19 protein-coding genes and 4 tRNA genes are annotated in these 16,586 nt (G+C 69.9%); 17 read left to right on the forward strand and 6 right to left on the reverse strand.

Annotated elements, in window-relative coordinates:
* Positions 1 to 65: 65 nt before the first annotated feature.
* From htpX to OG595_RS25880, 3 genes are all read left to right on the forward strand, one after another.
* On the forward strand, positions 66 to 929 hold the full coding sequence (gene htpX / locus OG595_RS25870) for a zinc metalloprotease HtpX (protein ID WP_329276005.1): 864 nt from the start codon (positions 66 to 68) through the stop codon (positions 927 to 929).
* Positions 926 to 1,321, forward strand: a complete 396-nt coding sequence (locus OG595_RS25875) for a YccF domain-containing protein (RefSeq protein ID WP_329276007.1) — start codon at positions 926 to 928, stop codon at positions 1,319 to 1,321. Before htpX ends, OG595_RS25875 begins: the two co-directional genes overlap by 4 nt.
* 64 nt (positions 1,322 to 1,385) lie before the next feature.
* Complete coding sequence (locus OG595_RS25880) at positions 1,386 to 1,964, forward strand: SMI1/KNR4 family protein (RefSeq protein WP_329276010.1); 579 nt, start codon at positions 1,386 to 1,388, stop codon at positions 1,962 to 1,964.
* A gap of 15 nt (positions 1,965 to 1,979) precedes the next feature.
* Here OG595_RS25880 and OG595_RS25885 read toward each other — a convergent pair whose 3' ends face one another.
* Positions 1,980 to 3,260 carry an APC family permease gene (locus OG595_RS25885; RefSeq protein ID WP_329276012.1) on the reverse strand — a complete coding sequence of 427 codons (1,281 nt, stop codon included), beginning with the start codon at positions 3,258 to 3,260 and terminating at the stop codon, positions 1,980 to 1,982.
* Between the two features lie 172 nt (positions 3,261 to 3,432).
* Here OG595_RS25885 and OG595_RS25890 point away from each other — a divergent pair, with 172 nt between their 5' ends.
* On the forward strand, positions 3,433 to 3,699 hold the full coding sequence (locus OG595_RS25890; RefSeq protein WP_329276013.1) for a GlsB/YeaQ/YmgE family stress response membrane protein: 267 nt from the start codon (positions 3,433 to 3,435) through the stop codon (positions 3,697 to 3,699).
* Positions 3,700 to 3,803: 104 nt separating this feature from the next.
* On the opposite strand, the gene OG595_RS25895 is transcribed toward OG595_RS25890, so the two are convergent.
* On the reverse strand, positions 3,804 to 4,292 hold the full coding sequence (locus OG595_RS25895; RefSeq protein WP_329276016.1) for a YajQ family cyclic di-GMP-binding protein: 489 nt from the start codon (positions 4,290 to 4,292) through the stop codon (positions 3,804 to 3,806).
* Positions 4,293 to 4,528: 236 nt separating this feature from the next.
* Here OG595_RS25895 and OG595_RS25900 point away from each other — a divergent pair.
* Positions 4,529 to 4,610 (forward strand) — tRNA-Tyr (locus OG595_RS25900).
* Positions 4,611 to 4,706: 96 nt separating this feature from the next.
* Positions 4,707 to 4,949 carry a hypothetical protein gene (locus OG595_RS25905; protein WP_164407146.1) on the forward strand — a complete coding sequence of 81 codons (243 nt, stop codon included), beginning with the start codon at positions 4,707 to 4,709 and terminating at the stop codon, positions 4,947 to 4,949.
* Between the two features lie 70 nt (positions 4,950 to 5,019).
* Here OG595_RS25905 and OG595_RS25910 read toward each other — a convergent pair whose 3' ends face one another.
* Both OG595_RS25910 and OG595_RS25915 read right to left on the reverse strand, forming a co-directional pair.
* Positions 5,020 to 5,676, reverse strand: a complete 657-nt coding sequence (locus OG595_RS25910) for an SDR family oxidoreductase (protein WP_329276023.1) — start codon at positions 5,674 to 5,676, stop codon at positions 5,020 to 5,022.
* 89 nt (positions 5,677 to 5,765) lie between these two features.
* Positions 5,766 to 7,007 (reverse strand): amidohydrolase family protein, encoded by a 1,242-nt coding sequence (locus OG595_RS25915; RefSeq protein ID WP_329276026.1) that lies wholly within the window; start codon positions 7,005 to 7,007, stop codon positions 5,766 to 5,768.
* A gap of 345 nt (positions 7,008 to 7,352) precedes the next feature.
* Here OG595_RS25915 and OG595_RS25920 point away from each other — a divergent pair.
* The 8 genes from OG595_RS25920 to OG595_RS25955 all read left to right on the forward strand — a co-directional run bounded on the left by OG595_RS25920 (position 7,353) and on the right by OG595_RS25955 (position 12,390).
* Positions 7,353 to 7,425, forward strand: a tRNA-Thr gene (locus OG595_RS25920).
* Between the two features lie 46 nt (positions 7,426 to 7,471).
* Positions 7,472 to 7,544 (forward strand) — tRNA-Met (locus OG595_RS25925).
* Between the two features lie 88 nt (positions 7,545 to 7,632).
* Positions 7,633 to 7,797 carry a 50S ribosomal protein L33 gene (rpmG, locus tag OG595_RS25930; RefSeq protein ID WP_018834916.1) on the forward strand — a complete coding sequence of 55 codons (165 nt, stop codon included), beginning with the start codon at positions 7,633 to 7,635 and terminating at the stop codon, positions 7,795 to 7,797.
* Between the two features lie 167 nt (positions 7,798 to 7,964).
* Entirely contained in the window at positions 7,965 to 8,417 is a 453-nt protein-coding gene (locus OG595_RS25935) for a MaoC family dehydratase N-terminal domain-containing protein (protein WP_329276029.1), read from the forward strand.
* 4 nt (positions 8,418 to 8,421) lie between these two features.
* Positions 8,422 to 8,871 carry a MaoC family dehydratase gene (locus tag OG595_RS25940; RefSeq protein WP_329276032.1) on the forward strand — a complete coding sequence of 150 codons (450 nt, stop codon included), beginning with the start codon at positions 8,422 to 8,424 and terminating at the stop codon, positions 8,869 to 8,871.
* Between the two features lie 200 nt (positions 8,872 to 9,071).
* Entirely contained in the window at positions 9,072 to 9,632 is a 561-nt protein-coding gene (locus tag OG595_RS25945) for a TetR/AcrR family transcriptional regulator (RefSeq protein WP_329276034.1), read from the forward strand.
* Positions 9,633 to 9,719: 87 nt separating this feature from the next.
* On the forward strand, positions 9,720 to 11,198 hold the full coding sequence (locus OG595_RS25950; protein WP_329276037.1) for a DHA2 family efflux MFS transporter permease subunit: 1,479 nt from the start codon (positions 9,720 to 9,722) through the stop codon (positions 11,196 to 11,198).
* A gap of 136 nt (positions 11,199 to 11,334) precedes the next feature.
* The gene (locus tag OG595_RS25955; protein WP_329276040.1) at positions 11,335 to 12,390 is read left to right on the forward strand and encodes a UDP-N-acetylmuramate dehydrogenase; all 1,056 of its coding nucleotides are present in this window, start codon (positions 11,335 to 11,337) and stop codon (positions 12,388 to 12,390) included.
* 13 nt (positions 12,391 to 12,403) lie between these two features.
* On the opposite strand, the gene OG595_RS25960 is transcribed toward OG595_RS25955, so the two are convergent.
* Entirely contained in the window at positions 12,404 to 13,435 is a 1,032-nt protein-coding gene (locus OG595_RS25960) for an adenosine deaminase (protein ID WP_329276043.1), read from the reverse strand.
* A gap of 124 nt (positions 13,436 to 13,559) precedes the next feature.
* A complete protein-coding gene (locus OG595_RS25965) occupies positions 13,560 to 14,786 on the reverse strand; it encodes a pyridoxal phosphate-dependent aminotransferase (protein ID WP_329276045.1) in 1,227 nt (408 codons plus the stop codon).
* A 295-nt stretch (positions 14,787 to 15,081) separates the two neighbouring features.
* Between OG595_RS25965 and OG595_RS25970 the strand changes: the two genes are divergently transcribed.
* The 3 genes from OG595_RS25970 to nusG all read left to right on the forward strand — a co-directional run bounded on the left by OG595_RS25970 (position 15,082) and on the right by nusG (position 16,525).
* Positions 15,082 to 15,154 (forward strand) — tRNA-Trp (locus OG595_RS25970).
* Between the two features lie 115 nt (positions 15,155 to 15,269).
* On the forward strand, positions 15,270 to 15,557 hold the full coding sequence (secE, locus tag OG595_RS25975; RefSeq protein WP_319090433.1) for a preprotein translocase subunit SecE: 288 nt from the start codon (positions 15,270 to 15,272) through the stop codon (positions 15,555 to 15,557).
* 77 nt (positions 15,558 to 15,634) lie between these two features.
* Positions 15,635 to 16,525 (forward strand): transcription termination/antitermination protein NusG, encoded by an 891-nt coding sequence (gene nusG / locus OG595_RS25980; protein WP_329276050.1) that lies wholly within the window; start codon positions 15,635 to 15,637, stop codon positions 16,523 to 16,525.
* Positions 16,526 to 16,586 lie beyond the last annotated feature (61 nt).

Raw genomic sequence — 16,586 nt, forward strand, 5'->3', positions numbered from 1 at the left:
AGAACAGAAGGGTCCACTGGACCTGACACCAGGGTTCCCCTGCCGCACCACTAGGAGGGCGTACCGTGCACCGCCGGCACAACGGGCTCAGGACAGCCCTTCTCCTCGGGGGACTGTCCGCACTCATCATCGTCATCGGCAGCTTCTTCGGCCGTACGGGCCTCGTGATCGCACTCTTCGTCGCGATCGGCACCAACGCGTACGCGTACTGGAACAGCGACAAGCTGGCTCTACGCGCGATGCGTGCCCGCCCGGTGAGCGAATTCGAGGCCCCGGCCCTGTACCGGATGGTCCGAGACCTCTCCACCCAGGCCCGCCAGCCCATGCCCCGCCTGTACATCTCGCCCACCGAAGCGCCGAACGCGTTCGCGACGGGCCGCAACCCGCGCAACGCGGCGGTGTGCTGCACCGAAGGCATCCTGCACATCCTGGACGAGCGCGAACTGCGCGGCGTCATCGGCCATGAGCTGAGCCATGTCTACAACCGGGACATCCTCATCTCGTCGGTCGCCGGCGCCCTGGCCTCCGTGATCATGTTCCTGGTCAACTTCGCCTGGCTGATCCCGATCGGCCGCTCGAACGACGACGACGGCCCCGGCATCCTCGGCATGCTGATGATCATGATCCTGGGCCCGCTCGCCGCCACTGTCATCCAGCTCGCCATCAGCCGCTCCAGGGAGTACGAGGCCGACGCGTCGGGCGCCCAGCTCACCGGCGACCCACTGGCCCTCGCCAGCGCCCTGCGCAAACTGGAAGCGGGCACGAAACAGCTCCCGCTGCCTCCCGAGCCGCGCATCGAGACCGCGAGCCACATGATGATCGCGAACCCCTTCCGCCCGGGCCAGGGACTCTCCAAGATGTTCTCTACGCACCCGCCGATGGCGGAGCGCATCGCCCGGCTCGAAAAGATGGCAGGTCGCCACCAGTGAAGACAATCCTCAACGTCATTTGGCTCGTCCTGAGCGGCTTCTGGCTGTTCCTCGCCTATCTGGCGGCCGGCGCGCTGCTCTGCATCACGATCATCGGAATTCCGTTCGGCGTCGCGGCTTTCCGTATCGGCGCATACGCCCTGTGGCCCTTCGGCCGTACGACGGTCGAGCGGCGCGACGCGGGCGCACCCTCCTGTGTCGGCAACGTCCTGTGGCTGGTCCTCGCGGGCTGGTGGCTCGCCCTGGCCCACGTCGTCACCGGCATCGCGCTCTGCGTCACGATCATCGGCATCCCCTTCGGCATCGCCAACTTCAAGCTCATCCCGGTCTCGCTGCTGCCGCTGGGCCGCGAAATCGTGCCGACGGACCAGCCGTTCAGCTCGCGCTGGTAGTGCGCCGCCCGCAGGTTGTCCACAGGCCGCCGCGATTGTCAGTGGCGGCCTGCATCATGAATCCATGACCGAGATCGAGCAGTTGCTGACACGGGTGGCCGCTGAGGCACGCAACACCCGGCCGTGGGGCTGGCCTTCACTCCCCGCCCCCGTGGACGCGGCCACGCTCGACCGTGCCGAGACCGCCCTCGGCTTCCCTCTGCCGCCGCTTCTCGCCGAGCTCTACCTCCGGATAGGAGACGGCGGATTCGGGCCGTCCTACGGCCTGTTGCCCCTGCTCGACAGCTCGCCCGCCGGTGAGCCGCCCGTCGTCGCCCAGTACCTCGCCAACCGCGAGGAGGCCCGCAAGGACCCGGACTGGCCCTGGCCCGAGGGCATCCTGCCGATATCCCACTGGGGCTGCGGGATGTACGCGTGCGTGGACTGCCGCTCACCGGAGGGCACCGTCCTGCTCTTCGAGCCGAACTCCGACGACGCCGACCACGCGTGGTACACCGACGCCCCGGGCCTCGCGCAGTGGCTGAGCACCTGGCTCGACGGCTCGGGCTGGTACGAGGAGTCCAGCGACGGTACGGACCTGGAGCCCTGGCCCGAGTTCCGCATACGTACGGCGTCGGCGACGCCTCCGCTCCAGGCCTCCTGACCAGCGCGAGTTCCGTCAGCGGGGAGTTCCGGCCGACGCCCGCGAAGCCGACCACCACCGCCGTACGCCGTATGCGCCCGCCCCCAGGCCCAACACGCTCGCGCCCACGACCACCGACACCCCCGGAAGCGCGAACGCCAGCGTCACACAGCCGAGGAACCCCACCGCCGGCACCACCCGTGACGCGGGAGCCGAACTCAGTGTCCACGCGGCGGCGTTGGCCACCGCGTAGTAGGCCAGAACCCCGAAGGAGGAGAACCCGATAGCGCCCCGTACGTCCACCGTCGCGGCCAGCACCGCGACCACCGCACCCACGGCCAGCTCGGCCCGGTGCGGTACCTGGAAGCGCGGATGCACGGCGGCCAGGGCACCGGGCAGATGACGGTCACGGGCCATGGCCAGCGTCGTCCGTGAGACGCCCAGGATCAGGGCGAGCAGCGAGCCGAGCGCGGCCACGGCGGCACCGGCCCGGACGACCGGCACCAGCCCCGGCACGCCCGCCGCCCGTACCGCGTCGGCCAGCGGGGCGGTCGCGTGCCCGAGCCCGCCCGACCCCAGTACGGAAAGGACAGCCACCGACACCGCCGCGTACACCACCAGTGCGATGCCCAGGGCCGTCGGGATCGCGCGCGGGATGGTGCGTGCGGGATCCCGCACCTCTTCGCCGAGGGTCGCGATCCGGGCGTACCCGGCGAACGCGAAGAACAGCAGCCCGGCGGCCTGAAGGACTCCGCCTCTACCCCCGGAGGCCCCGACCTCCAGCCGGCCGGCATCGGCGGCATCGGACGTCAGGCTCACCACCACCACGGAAGCGAGGACAGCGAGGACCACTGCCACGATCGCGCGCGTCAGCCAGGCGGACTTCTGGACACCGCCGTAGTTCACCGCGGTGAGCGCCACCACGGCCGCGACCGCCACCGCGTGCGCCTGCCCCGGCCAGGCGTACATGCCCACGGTGAGCGCCATCGCCGCACAGGAGGCCGTTTTCCCGACGACGAACGACCAGCCCGCGAGATAGCCCCAGAAGACACCGAGCCGCTCCCGCCCGTACACGTAGGTGCCGCCGGAGGCGGGATACAGGGCGGCCAGCCGGGCGGACGACATGGCGTTGCAGTAGGCGACCACGGCCGCCGTGCCCAGCCCGAGCAGCAGCCCGGACCCCGCCGCGCGTGCCGCGGGTCCCAGGGCCGCGAAGACACCGGCCCCGACCATCGACCCGAGCCCGATGACCACCGCGTCCCCGACACCAAGGGTGCGGCGCAGTTCAGGGGGCGATTGGGAACCGGACTGTGTCATGGGCCGCACCCTACTGACCGGTGCAACCGCCAGGCATCGCGTTGACGTCGTGTACAGCAACACGACACGAACAACAGATCAACCCGAGCGCACAGACCCGACGGGATCGACAACGTCGCAAGTCACAGCGCCGGGACAGTTCGAGCACAGCACAGAGGGGCAGGTTCAGGACATGAGCATCATCGGGTGGATCATCCTGGGGCTGTTGGCCGGGGCCATTGCCAAGTTCCTGCTGCCGGGGCGCGACCCGGGCGGTTTCATCGGCACGACGATCATCGGTGTCGCGGGCGCCTTCCTCGGCGGCTGGATCTCGGCGCGCTTCCTCGACCACCCCATCAGCAAACAGTTCTACGACGGCACCACGTGGGCGGCGGCGATCGGCGGCTCGCTGGTGCTGCTGATCGCGTACCGCCTCCTGTTCGGCAACTCGCGCGACTGAGCGCACGCCTGGTCCGCAGCCGCCCGGGTCCGCGGCCCGGCAGGAGGGAGGGGTGGGCGCCACAGGGCACCCGCCCCTCTTTCCCCTCTTCAACCCCTCGTGGACTACCGGTAGTTCACGAACTGCAGCGCGAAGTCGAAGTCCTTGCCCTTGAGGAGGGCGATGACGGCCTGAAGGTCGTCGCGGTTCTTCGAGCTGACGCGCAGCTCCTCGCCCTGGACCTGGGCCTTCACGCCCTTCGGGCCCTCGTCGCGGATGATCTTCGCGACCTTCTTGGCGTTCTCCTGGGAGATGCCCTCCTCGATCGAGGCGAAGAGCTTGTACTCCTTGCCGGAGAGCTGGGGCTCACCCGCGTCCAGGCACTTCAGCGAGATGCCGCGCTTGATCAACTTGGTCTCGAACACATCGAGGACCGCCTTGACCCGCTCCTCGGAGTTCGCCTCCATGAGGATCTTCTCGCCGGACCACGCGATCGAGGCACCCACGCCCTTGAAGTCGTAGCGCTGGGAGATCTCCTTGGCGGTCTGGTTGAGGGCGTTGTCGACCTCCTGCCGCTCGACCTTCGAGACGATGTCGAAACTGGAGTCGGCCATGTCCTGTGGCTCCTTGTATGGGGTGCTTGTCGGAATCTGTGGGGTGCGTATCGGCATGCGTGGGGGCAGCAGCCGAGCCCGGCGTACGTCCCGGGCCGCATCCGCATAAGGGTAGCCACCCCCTCCCCTCCGGGTGCCGCTCAATCGGGTGGCGAAGCACCCCGGTCCATCAGGTATCGTTTACGTCGTTGCCAAAGAGCACCGCCGAAAAGCGGTTCGAAAGGGCAGCAAACCCTGGCGGTGTGCCCGAGCGGCCAAAGGGAGCAGACTGTAAATCTGCCGGCTCAGCCTACCCAGGTTCGAACCCTGGCGCCGCCACAGGTGAGAGAGGCCCTCTTTCCTCTGCTATTACGCAGAGGAAAGAGGGTCTTTTCGTTGCGGTCGCACAGTCAGGCCATGAGGGAGAGTGACCCCATGTCATCGCTGTCACGGCCGTCGTTCGTGTCGTCGTCCCGTCGCCGGAGCTGTCCCGAGTGCCGGCGGGAGATCGCTGTCGTCGCCGGGAGGTTCGCGCGGCACGATCCGCAGGGCGCCCGGGGGAGTGGTGAGCTCGTCTCGTGTCCGGGGTCGCGGCGGCAGGCGGAACTCGGGGCGGTCCAGCCGTCGTTGGACGGGTACGTCCAACCCGAATTCCCCGGCCAGCTGCCCCTCTTCTAGCCCTGGCAGCCCTGCCGGTCCCTGCCGAATTTCCGGCCCCGGGAGCCCCGGGACTCCCGACCGGTCGCCCTCAGTTCCCCGCCACCGACTTCACCGCCACTGAAACCGGTGTCGAGCCGCCGATCAGCTCCAGTGTCAGGCCCGCCGTCGCCGGAGTGTCCAGGAGTTCCACCAGGACTGCGGCCACGTCGTCGCGGGGGACGGCGCCGCGCCCCGTCTCGGCCTCCAGGCGTACTCGGCCCGTGCCCGCGTCGTCCGTCAGGGCGCCGGGGCGCAGGATCGTCCAGTCGAGCGCGTCCAGGCCGCTGACGTACGCGTCCGCCTCGCCCTTCGCCCGCTGGTAGACGTCGAAGACGTCGTCGCCCCGGTGGGCCGGATCCGCGCCCATCGACGACACGACCAGATGCCTGCGTACTCCCGCCCGGACCGCCGCGTCCGCGAACAGCACCGCGGCTCCCCGGTCCACCGTGTCCTTGCGGGCCGTCCCGCTGCCCGGGCCCGCGCCCGCCGCGAAGACCGCCGCGTCAGCGCCCCGCAGCAACTCCGCGACCTCCTCCACCGACGCCGACTCCAGGTCGCACACGACCGGTTCCGCGCCGGCCGCCCGCAGATCGTCGCTCTGTTCGGGGCGGCGGATGATCCCCGCGACCTCGTCACCGCGCGCGGCGAGCAGACGCTCCAGCCGCAGCGCGATCTGACCATGACCTCCAGCGATGACAATGCGCATGCCTTCGACCGTACGCCCCGCCGAACCCGTTCGCCGCACAGCCCGTACGCCCCCCGTCCGCTTTGCCGGAGCCTCACCCTTCCCTCACCTCACGACTGCCCCGTACGCCCCTGCCGTGGCAGGTCCAGCGCTGCTACCGCCGGTGTGTTGCAGTACTCCCGTACCGCGCTCGTCCGTGCCACAACGCGCCCCCTGTGCACCACGATCCGGCTGTAGGCGAGGGACAGCGCGCCGGCCAGACGGTCGCCCCTGACCGCCAGCAGCTCCGCCGGGAAGCCCGCCTCCACCCGCACCTCCGGCAGGCCGAGCACCGCCCGCGCCGACGCGCTCACGGCGTCGTACGCCTCCTCCGGGCGCAGGCCGTGGCGGGACGCGAGCAGGTACGCCGCCTCCAGGGGGTCCCCGCGGCCCACCGGGTTCGACACGTCCCGCAGCGCGCCACTGCCCGCCGCCACCCGCACACCGGCCGCCCGCAGCAGTCGTACCGGAGCCGTGGCGCGGCGTTCCGCGGCTCCGCAGCCGCCCTGCGGGAGGCACGTCACCGTCACGCCCGCCGCGGCGAGCTGGTCCGCGGCCCGCGAGGCCACCTCGGCGGGCAGCCGGCCGAGGCCGCCGCAGGGGCCGATGGTCACGCCGGGGCGCAGACCGCCCGCCATCGCCGCGAGACGGGCCAGGCGGGCCGGGTCGTCACCGTCCGTGTGCAGGTCGACCGGGCAGCCGTGCTCCGAGGCGACCTCCAGGACCGCCTCCACGTAGCCGGTCGGATCGGGGTCGCGGTCCGGGCAGCCGCCCACCACCGACGCGCCCATCTTCACCGCGTCCCGCAGCATCGCCAGGCCGTCCGCCCCGGCGGCGCCGGTCAGCACGCGGGGCATCGCCACCGCCGTCAGCTCGGCGAGCCCGCGCAGAGCCCGCCGCGCCTGCAACACGGCGGACAGGGCACCCAGCCCCGGTACGTCGCCGATGCGGACGTGCGAGCGCAACGCGGTGGCCCCGTGGCCGAGTTGGAGCAGGGCGGCCTCGGTGGCCCGGCGCTGGACGTCCTGAGGGTCGTACGAGACCGGGCCGTCGGCGTCGGCGGACAGGGCCGTGTCGCCGTGCGCGTGCGGTTCGGCGGGGGCCGGCAGGAGGAGGTAGCCGCTGAGGTCCACGCGGGTGGCGTACGAGCTGAGGCTGCCGACCGTGCCGACCGCCTCGATACGACCGCCGCCCAGCCGTACGTCCACGGTCCGGCCGTCGGTGAGACGTGCCCCACAGAGGAGGAGCGCTGCCGGGTCCCCCGAAGAAGCGGGTGACGAGGAGCGGGGCGGCTGCGGCTGGCTGTCGGGCATCGCGCTCCTGTGCTCGGGGGCGGCTGCGCGCAGGCGGGGAGACAAGATCACGCAGAGTGAGTCGAGCCTAGGGCGGGCATCCGCCCCTGTTGCGGAGGAGCGCAATAGTCGTACCGGTGTGGTCCGCCGGACGGGAAAGGTCGCTGGCGAGGGGGTGTGGGAGCGGTTGCCGGAGTGGTTGCGGGAGCGGTTGCGGAAGGGGGCTTCGAGGCTGCTGGGGAAGGGGTTTTGGGAGCCCGGACGGGACGTGGACGGAGTGCGGAACGGGGGCCGGAACAGGCCGGGGCGGGTGCCGCGAAACGGATTTGGGTGAACGGTGGCGAGCGTGTAATGTCTTCATCGCTCGCCCCAATAGCTCAGTCGGTAGAGCGTCTCCATGGTAAGGAGAAGGTCTACGGTTCGATTCCGTATTGGGGCTCTGGTGTGAGAGGTCCCCGTCGCAAGGCGGGGTCCGATCGCATCACAGCGGTGTAGCTCAGTCGGTAGAGCAAGCGGCTCATAATCGCTGTGTCACCGGTTCAAGTCCGGTCACCGCTACTGACAGTAGCCGATTGCGGGGTCGGTCCTTCGATCGGCTACTCTCGTATGCGTTCAACGTCCCATCCGTTCGTCAAGGAGCGCTCCTGTGGCTGCCACCGACGTCCGCCCGAAGATCACGCTGGCCTGCGTGGAGTGCAAGGAGCGGAACTACATCACCAAGAAGAACCGGCGTAACAACCCGGATCGAATGGAGATGAAGAAGCACTGCCCGCGTTGCAATGCGCACACCGCGCACCGCGAAACGCGATAAATCAGGCTCGTACTCGAGGCCGTCCCCTGTTGGTTGGGGGGCGGCCTCGAGTCGTTACACCAGTCGCGGACCACGCGAGCGCGCGACGATGCGAGTACACGACGACGCGGGTGCGCGGGTACGCGAACCAGTGCGATTCAGGATGCGATTCAGGAGGTTCCGAGCCCATGGCGCTCGACCAGTCCTTCGTGGGGCGGTCCTATCCGCCCACCGAGCCCTATGAGGTCGGCCGGGAGAAGATCCGTGAGTTCGCGGAGGCGGTGGGAGACCGTAACCCTGCGTACACGGACCCCGAGGCCGCCAAGGCCCTCGGTCACGCCGATGTGATCGCCCCGCCCACCTTTGTGTTCGCGCTCACCTTCAAGGCGGCAGGGGACGTCGTGGCGGATCCGCGGCTCGGCCTGGACTACAGCCGCGTGGTGCACGGCGACCAGAAGTTCACCTATGCCCGCCCCGTCCGCGCGGGCGACCGGCTCACCGTCACCTCGACCATCGAGGCCATCAAGTCCATGGCGGGCAACGAGATCATCGACATCCGTGGCGAGGTCCACGACGAGTCGGGCGAGCACGTCGTGACCGCCTGGACCAAGCTCGTCGCCCGCGCGGCCGAGGAGGGCTGACCCCATGACGGCCAATTCCGCGAACGACTCCGCGAGGATCACCTATGCCGACGTGGAGGTCGGCACCGAGCTGCCCGCCCAGACGTTTCCCGTGACCCGCGCCACCCTCGTCCAGTACGCGGGTGCCTCCGGGGACTTCAACCCCATCCACTGGAACGAGAAGTTCGCGGTCGAGGTCGGTCTGCCCGACGTCATCGCGCACGGCATGTTCACGATGGCCGAGGCGATCCGCGTCGTCACCGACTGGGTCGGCGACCCGGGAGCGGTCGTCGAGTACGGAGTCCGCTTCACCAAGCCGGTCGTCGTCCCCAACGACGGCCAGGGCGCCACCATCGAGGTCAGCGGCAAGGTCGGGGCCAAGCTCGACGACAACACGGTCCGCGTCGACCTCCTCGCGAAGTGTGCGGGGCAGAAGGTCCTGGGCATGTCCCGGGCTGTTGTCCGGCTGAGCTGAGTCCGACCGGGCTGAGTCCGGCAGTTCGGAGGATCCCGGTTTCCGGGTCGCGTAAGGGGCGTTCGCCATTGGCGGGCGCCCCTTACGCGAACTCGTCCCACCGCAACTCGCCGCCCGCCCGACCGGCCGCCCGGCTCCCGCCCGACCTCCTCCTCGTGCATCTCTTGACATGGTTAGTGATTGAGCACTAACTTTCTCGCATGGTCAGGATGAGCGCAGAGGATCGACGCGAGAGCGTGATTCGCGCCGCGATCGCCGAGTTCGCGCAGAGGGGCTACTACGGCACCTCCACCGAGGCGATCGCCAAGCGGGTGGGTGTCTCGCAGCCGTACCTCTTCCGGCTCTTCCCGGGCAAGAAGGCGATGTTCGGAGCGGCCTCCGAGCGGTGCATGGGTGATGTGCGCCGAGTCCTGGGGGTGGCGGCCGAGGGGCTGGAGGGCGAGGAGGCCCTGCACTCCATGGCGAACGCGTACGTGCAGTTGATCGGCGAGCACCCCGAGCTGCTCCAGATGCAGATGCAGATCTACGTGACCGTCGCCGCCGCCGAGGCTGAGGGTGACCGTGAGTTCGGCGAGGCCGTACGGGCCGGCTGGATCAAGCTCTGGGACACCGTGGAGGTGCCGGTGGGGGAGGAGACGACGACCTTCCTGGCGTACGGGATGCTCATCAACACCCTTGCCGCCATGGGGTTTCCGCCAGGGCACCGGGTCTGGCAGGGGATGTGGCCCTCGGCGCAGGTCGGGGGACGGGCCGAAGCCTGAGGGGCACGGGCCCGGGCTCATGTGTCTTTTCTTGTGTCTTTTTGCCCGCGAAAGTTAGTGATCAATAACTAAACCCGAGGGGGAGCGATGTCACAGCGGCAGGGCAAGCAGCAGGGCAAGCAACGAGAGCAGAGCGGAACCGGCGCACCGCGCGGCGGAGTCGTCTGGGCGCTCGTCATCACCAGCGTCGCCGGGTTCATGGCGGCCCTCGACAACCTCGTCGTCACCACCGCACTGCCCTCCATCCGCAAGGATCTCGGGGGCGGGCTGGGCGACCTGGAATGGACCGTGAGCGCCTACACGCTCACCTTCGCCGTGCTGCTGATGTTCGGCGCGGCCCTCGGTGACCGCTTCGGCCGCCGCCGGCTCTTCCTCGCCGGGCTCGCCGTCTTCACCGGCGCCTCCGCCGCCGCTGCCATGGCCCCCGGCATCGACTCGCTGATCGCGGCCCGCGCGGTCCAGGGCGTCGGCGCGGCGATCATGATGCCGTTGACGCTGACCCTGCTCACAGCCGCCGTACCGGCCGCCAGGCGCGGAATGGCGTTCGGCATCTGGGGTGCCGTCAACGGGCTCGCCGTGGCCTCCGGGCCCCTCATCGGCGGCAGCCTCACCGAGCACATCTCCTGGCACTGGATCTTCTGGCTGAACGTTCCGCTGGGTCTCGCCCTGCTGCCGCTCGCCCGGCTGCGCCTCGCCGAGTCGTACGGCACCGGCGCCCCGCTCGACTTCGTCGGCACCGTGCTGGCCAGCGGCGGTCTGTTCGGCATCGTCTACGGGCTCGTGCGCGGCCCGGCCGACGGCTGGACCAGCTCCTACGTCCTGACCGGGCTGGTCGCGGGCGGTGCCCTCCTCGTCGCCTTCGTCGTCCACGGCACCCGGGCGAAGAACCCGATGCTGCCGATGCGGCTCTTCCGCTCCCGCGCCTTCGCCGGGATCAACGCGGCCTCCCTGCTGATGTTCCTCGGGATGTTCGGGTCGATCTTCCTGCTCAGCCAGTACATGCAGGGCGTACTCGGCTACTCGCCCACCGAGGCGGGCCTGCGGATGCTGCCCTGGACCGGCATGCCGATGCTCGTCGCCCCGATGGCAGGCATCCTCTCCGACCGGATCGGCGGCCGGCCCGTCGTCGCCACCGGCCTCTTCCTCCAGGCCGCCGGTCTCGGCTACATGGCCCTCGTCGTCACCGCGGACGCCTCCTACGCCGTCCAGCTGCCCGGCCTGATCACCAGCGGCATCGGCATGGCCCTGTTCTTCGCCCCGGCCGCCAACCTGGTGATGTCCAGCGTCCGCCCGAGCGAGCAGGGCATCGCCTCCGGCGCCAACAACGCCCTGCGCGAGGTCGGCGGCGCGCTCGGCATCGCCGTCATGGGATCGATCTTCGCGGCCCAGGGCGGTTACGAGACCGGCCAGACCTTCGTCGACGGCCTCCGCCCCGCCCTCGTGGTCGGCTCCGTGGTGGTCGCCCTCGCGGGCGTCGCGGCCCTCCTGATCCCGGCCGCCCGCCGCCCCGCGCCGGTGACGGAGCCCGCCGAGCCGACGCCGGTGCTGGAGACGGCCGCCCGCTGAACCCCGTAGGACCGCTGCACGCGCGTGTACGGCCCCGATCCTCACCGGCGGGGCCGTACACGCGCGTGCGGCTCGTCGTCCTGTTGCCGCCCCGTTGTCGTCCGGGGCTGTCAGTGGGGTCTCGTAGTCTTGGCGGGTGCAGGAAATCCACGACGCGCCCCTCGCCCCGCTGACCACCTTCCGGCTCGGCGGTCCCGCGGACCGGCTGATCACGGCGACGACCGACGCCGAGGTCATCGCCGCCGTCCGCGAGGCCGACGACTCCGGAACCCCGCTGCTGGTCATCGGCGGCGGCTCGAACCTGGTCATCGGCGACAAGGGGTTCGCGGGGACGGCTCTGCGGATCGCCACGACCGGTGTCTACCTCGACGGCACAGGGCTGGAACTGGCCGCCGGCGAGGTGTGGACGGACGCCGTCGCGCGCACGGTCGAGGCCGGGCTCGCCGGGATCGAGTGCCTCGCCGGGATCCCCGGTTCCGCGGGCGCGACGCCCATCCAGAACGTGGGGGCGTACGGCCAGGAGGTGTCCTCGACGATCACCGAGGTCGTCGCCTACGACCGGGTCACCCGCGAGACGGTCACCCTCACGGGCGCCGAGTGCGACTTCTCGTACCGCCACAGCCGCTTCAAGGCCGAACCCGAGCGCCATGTCGTCCTGCGCGTCCGCTTCGCCCTGGAGGACGCGGACGGGCTGTCGGCGCCCCTGAAGTACGCCGAGACGGCGCGCGCCCTCGGCGTCGGGCCCGGTGAGCGGGTGCCGCTGGAGGCGGCCCGGGAGACCGTGCTGAAGCTGCGCGCCGGGAAGGGCATGGTCCTGGACCCCGAGGACCACGACACCTGGTCCGCCGGGTCCTTCTTCACCAACCCGATCCTCACGGACGCCGAGTTCGCCGCGTTCCACGCGCGCGTGGCGGAGCGGCTCGGCGCCGACGCCGTACCGCCCGCCTACCCGGCCGGGGAGGGCCGCACCAAGACCTCGGCGGCCTGGCTGATCGACAGGGCAGGCTTCACCAAGGGGTACGGCACCGGGCCCGCCCGCATCTCCACCAAGCACACCCTGGCCCTCACCAACCGCGGCCGGGCCACCACCGAGGACCTGCTCGCCCTCGCCCGCGAGGTCGTCGCCGGCGTCCGGGACGCCTTCGGGGTCACCCTCGTCAACGAACCGGTGACGGTCGGCGTCAGCCTCTAGGGACCCTCCGGGGCTATGAGGTCAGCCAGTCGTCGATCCCCGCCAGCAGCTTGGCCCGTACGCCCTCCGGCGCCGCCGAACCGCGTACCGACTGCCGGGCCAGTTCGGCCAGTTCCGCGTCCGTGAAGGCGTGGTACCGGCGGGCGATCTCGTACTGGGCGGCCAGCCGCGAGCCGAACAGCAGCGGGTCGTCGGCGCCCAGCGCCAGCGGCACACCGGCCTCGAACAGCTTGCGCAACGGCACGTCCTCGGGCTTCTCGTACACCCCCAGGGCGACGTTCGACGCCGGGCACACCTCGCAGGTGATCTGGCGGTCCGCGAGGCGCTTCAGCAGGCGTGGGTCCTCCGCCGCGCGCACGCCGTGGCCGATCCGGGTCGCGTGCAGGTCGTCCAGGCAGTCGCGGACCGACGAGGGGCCCGTCAGCTCACCGCCGTGCGGGGCCGACAGCAGGCCCCCGTCGCGCGCGATGGCGAAGGCCCGGTCGAAGTCCCGGGCCATGCCCCGCCGCTCGTCGTTCGAGAGCCCGAAGCCCACGACACCCCGGTCCGCGTACCGCACGGCCAGGCGGGCCAGTGTGCGCGCGTCCAAGGGGTGCTTCATCCGGTTCGCGGCGACCAGGACCCGCATCCCGATCCCCGTCTCCCGGCCCGCGGTCTCCACCGCGTCCAGGATGATCTCCAGCGCCGGGATGAGACCGCCCAGGCGAGGGGCGTACGACGTCGGGTCGACCTGGATCTCCAGCCAGCCCGAGCCGTCCTTCGCGTCCTCCTCGGCGGCTTCACGGACCAGCCGCTGGATGTCCTCGGGCTCCCGCAGACAGGACCGGGCCGCGTCGTACAGCCGCTGGAAACGGAACCAGCCCCGTTCGTCGGTCGCCCGGAGTTTCGGCGGCTCGCCACTGGTGAGGGCGTCGGTCAGCGCCTCGGGCAGCCGCACACCGTACTTGTCGGCCAGTTCCAGCAGGGTCGCGGACCGCATCGACCCGGTGAAGTGCAGGTGCAGATGGGCTTTCGGCAGTTCAGAGACATCACGTACGTGCTCCATTCTCGGATCCTGCCGTACGTCCGGCTCGTATCGGTAGCGCTTTCCCTGAACGTGGTCTTGCTCGCACTGAGAGACGAAAGAAGGCCGCTCCCCGAAGGGAAGCGGCCTTCTCGCATCACAGGGTTCAGCCCGTCGCCTCGGCCAGCAGCTTCTGCACGCGGCTGATGCCCTCGACGAGGTCCTCGTCGCCCAGGGCGTACGACAGGCGCAGGTAGCCCGGTGTGCCGAACGCCTCACCGGGTACGACGGCCACCTCGACCTCGTCCAGGATCAGCGCGGCCAGCTCGACCGAGTCCTGCGGGCGCTTGCCGCGGATCTCCTTGCCCAGCAGGGCCTTCACCGACGGGTAGACGTAGAAGGCGCCCTCGGGCTCCGGGCAGACCACGCCGTCGATCTCGTTGAGCATGCGCACGATGGTGTGGCGGCGGCGGTCGAAGGCCACGCGCATCTCCGCGACGGCGTCCAGGTTCCCGGAGACGGCGGCGAGGGCGGCGACCTGCGCCACGTTCGACACGTTGGACGTGGCGTGCGACTGGAGGTTCGTCGCGGCCTTGACGACGTCCTTCGGTCCGATGATCCAGCCGACCCGCCAGCCCGTCATGGCGTACGTCTTGGCGACACCGTTGACGACGATGCACTTGTCGCGCAGCTCGGGAAGGATCGCGGGCAGCGAGGTGAACTTGGCGTCGCCGTAGACGAGGTGCTCGTAGATCTCGTCGGTCAGCACCCACAGGCCGTGCTCCACGGCCCAGCGGCCGATCGCCTCGGTGTCCTCGGCGCTGTAGACCGCGCCGGTCGGGTTGGAGGGGGAGACGAACAGGACGACCTTCGTCCGCTCGGTGCGGGCCGCCTCCAGCTGCTCCACGCTGACCCGGTAGCCGGTGGTCTCGTCCGCGACGACCTCGACCGGGACACCGCCGGCGAGACGGATCGACTCGGGGTACGTCGTCCAGTACGGGGCCGGGACGATGACCTCGTCGCCCGGGTCGAGGATCGCGGCGAACGCCTCGTAGATGGCCTGCTTGCCGCCGTTGGTCACCAGGACCTGGGAGGCGTCCACCTCGTAGTTCGAGTCGCGGAGCGTCTTGGCGACGATCGCGGCCTTCAGCTCGGGCAGACCGCCGGCCGGCGTGTAGCGGTGGTACTTCGGGTTCGAGCAGGCCTCGACGGCGGCCTGGACGATGTAGTCCGGGGTCGGGAAGTCCGGCTCACCGGCGCCGAAGCCGATCACCGGGCGCCCGGCGGCCTTCAGGGCCTTGGCCTTGGCGTCCACGGCGAGGGTGGCGGACTCGGAGATCGCGCCGACTCGGGCGGAGACCCGGCGCGCGGTGGAAGGGGTTGCAGCGCTCATGGTGCCCATCGTTTCAGACCGGAAACCTCCCCGGCACACGGGTTTCACCTATTGGTCAGACCGGACCGCCCACGGGACGGCGGAAGGTCGCCGGGCCGGGTGGACGGCTGGACAAGCGTCCGGATCCGGCGCCTGGGCTGGGCGATCTTCCGCCCACCACGGCTCTGGGGGCGCTTTCTGTTCGACGACCGGCTCCGAAGCACGTACACTCTCACCTCGTTGGCCTTCACCGGCCCGCGCTTATCCGGTGCACACCGAGCATCCGGACGAGTACGGTACGTTGGAGTAACCACAAAGGGTCGTAGCTCAATTGGTAGAGCACTGGTCTCCAAAACCAGCGGTTGGGGGTTCAAGTCCCTCCGGCCCTGCTACACACGCCTTTCACCAGGCGGTGTGCGCATGCACCATCTGCATTGCTTTTGCATCGCCGTGCGGCTCAGACCGGGCGCGGCACGGCCACGACCCGGGAACAGGTGAGGACGAATGGCGGACGCCGTGGGCTCCATCGATATGCCTGACGCCCAGGATGAGGCCCCCGAGTCGGACAAGAAGACTCGCAAGGGCGGTAAGCGCGCCAAGAAGGGCCCGCTGAAGCGTCTCGCGGTCTTCTACCGCCAGATCATCGCGGAGCTCCGCAAGGTCGTCTGGCCTACGCGCAACCAGCTGACGACGTACACGACCGTGGTGATTGTCTTCGTGATCGTCATGATCGGCCTGGTGACTGTGATTGACTTTGGCCTCAACAAAGCCGCCAAGTACGTCTTCGGCTGAGCCAAGAGCGAAGGGCGCCGGGTGCGGCGCCCCTTTCGCATGTTCCACCCACATGTATCCAGGAAGAAGCAGCCACCGTGTCTGACACTGACCCGAACCTGAACGACGCCATCGTGCCGGACGAGTCCGTGGATGACGAGCTCGACATCATCGAGGGCGTTGACGAGGTCGAGGACGAGGTCGACGCTGCGGACGCCGCCGTGGGGGAGCCCGCCGAGGAAGACGCCATCCACATCGAGGCCGACGAGGCCGATGAGGATGAGGACGACGCGGATGTCGTCGAGGTCGACGCCGACGAGGACGACGAGGCAGAGGCCGAGGCTGAGGAAGCCGAGGAAGAGGTCGAGCCCGTCGACCCTGTCGAGGCCCTCCGTGAGGAACTGCGCACGCTGCCCGGCGAGTGGTACGTCATCCACACGTACGCCGGTTACGAGAACCGTGTGAAGACCAACCTCGAACAGCGTGCCGTCTCCCTCAACGTCGAGGACTTCATCTTCCAGGCCGAGGTGCCGCAGGAAGAAGTCGCCCAGATCAAGAACGGCGAGCGCAAGACGGTCCGTCAGAACAAGCTTCCCGGATACGTTCTCGTCCGCATGGACCTGACGAACGAGTCCTGGGGCGTCGTCCGCAACACCCCCGGTGTCACCGGCTTCGTGGGCAACGCGTACGACCCGTACCCGCTGACCCTGGACGAGATCGTCAAGATGCTCGCCCCGGAGGCCGAGGAGAAGGCCGCTCGCGAGGCCGCCGAGGCCGAGGGCAGGCCGGCTCCGGCCCGCAAGCTCGAGGTGCAGGTGCTGGACTTCGAGGTCGGCGACTCGGTCACCGTCACCGACGGCCCGTTCGCGACGCTCCAGGCGACGATCAACGAGATCAACGCCGACTCGAAGAAGGTCAAGGGTCTCGTCGAGATCTTCGGCCGCGAGACTCCGGTCGAGCTGTCGTTCGACCAGATCCAGAAGAACTAGCGCTCACCACTCAGCTTCCGTCCAGGTCAGGTCGGCTCTTGGAGCTGGCCTGACCTGCTCG

This window comes from Streptomyces sp. NBC_01451 (assembly GCF_036227485.1).
Classification (GTDB): domain Bacteria; phylum Actinomycetota; class Actinomycetes; order Streptomycetales; family Streptomycetaceae; genus Streptomyces.

Bases quoted from the DNA above. Each gene is read 5' to 3' on its own strand.
- OG595_RS25880 (WP_329276010.1), top strand. From the start codon at position 1,386: ATGACCGAGATCGAGCAGTTGCTGACACGGGTGGCCGCTGAGGCACGC.
- OG595_RS25885 (WP_329276012.1), bottom strand. From the start codon at position 3,260: ATGACACAGTCCGGTTCCCAATCGCCCCCTGAACTGCGCCGCACCCTT.
- OG595_RS25890 (WP_329276013.1), top strand. From the start codon at position 3,433: ATGAGCATCATCGGGTGGATCATCCTGGGGCTGTTGGCCGGGGCCATT.
- OG595_RS25895 (WP_329276016.1), bottom strand. From the start codon at position 4,292: ATGGCCGACTCCAGTTTCGACATCGTCTCGAAGGTCGAGCGGCAGGAG.
- OG595_RS25905 (WP_164407146.1), top strand. From the start codon at position 4,707: ATGTCATCGCTGTCACGGCCGTCGTTCGTGTCGTCGTCCCGTCGCCGG.
- OG595_RS25910 (WP_329276023.1), bottom strand. From the start codon at position 5,676: ATGCGCATTGTCATCGCTGGAGGTCATGGTCAGATCGCGCTGCGGCTG.
- OG595_RS25915 (WP_329276026.1), bottom strand. From the start codon at position 7,007: ATGCCCGACAGCCAGCCGCAGCCGCCCCGCTCCTCGTCACCCGCTTCT.
- OG595_RS25935 (WP_329276029.1), top strand. From the start codon at position 7,965: ATGGCGCTCGACCAGTCCTTCGTGGGGCGGTCCTATCCGCCCACCGAG.
- OG595_RS25940 (WP_329276032.1), top strand. From the start codon at position 8,422: ATGACGGCCAATTCCGCGAACGACTCCGCGAGGATCACCTATGCCGAC.
- OG595_RS25945 (WP_329276034.1), top strand. From the start codon at position 9,072: ATGGTCAGGATGAGCGCAGAGGATCGACGCGAGAGCGTGATTCGCGCC.
- OG595_RS25950 (WP_329276037.1), top strand. From the start codon at position 9,720: ATGTCACAGCGGCAGGGCAAGCAGCAGGGCAAGCAACGAGAGCAGAGC.
- OG595_RS25960 (WP_329276043.1), bottom strand. From the start codon at position 13,435: ATGGAGCACGTACGTGATGTCTCTGAACTGCCGAAAGCCCATCTGCAC.
- OG595_RS25965 (WP_329276045.1), bottom strand. From the start codon at position 14,786: ATGAGCGCTGCAACCCCTTCCACCGCGCGCCGGGTCTCCGCCCGAGTC.
- secE (WP_319090433.1), top strand. From the start codon at position 15,270: ATGGCGGACGCCGTGGGCTCCATCGATATGCCTGACGCCCAGGATGAG.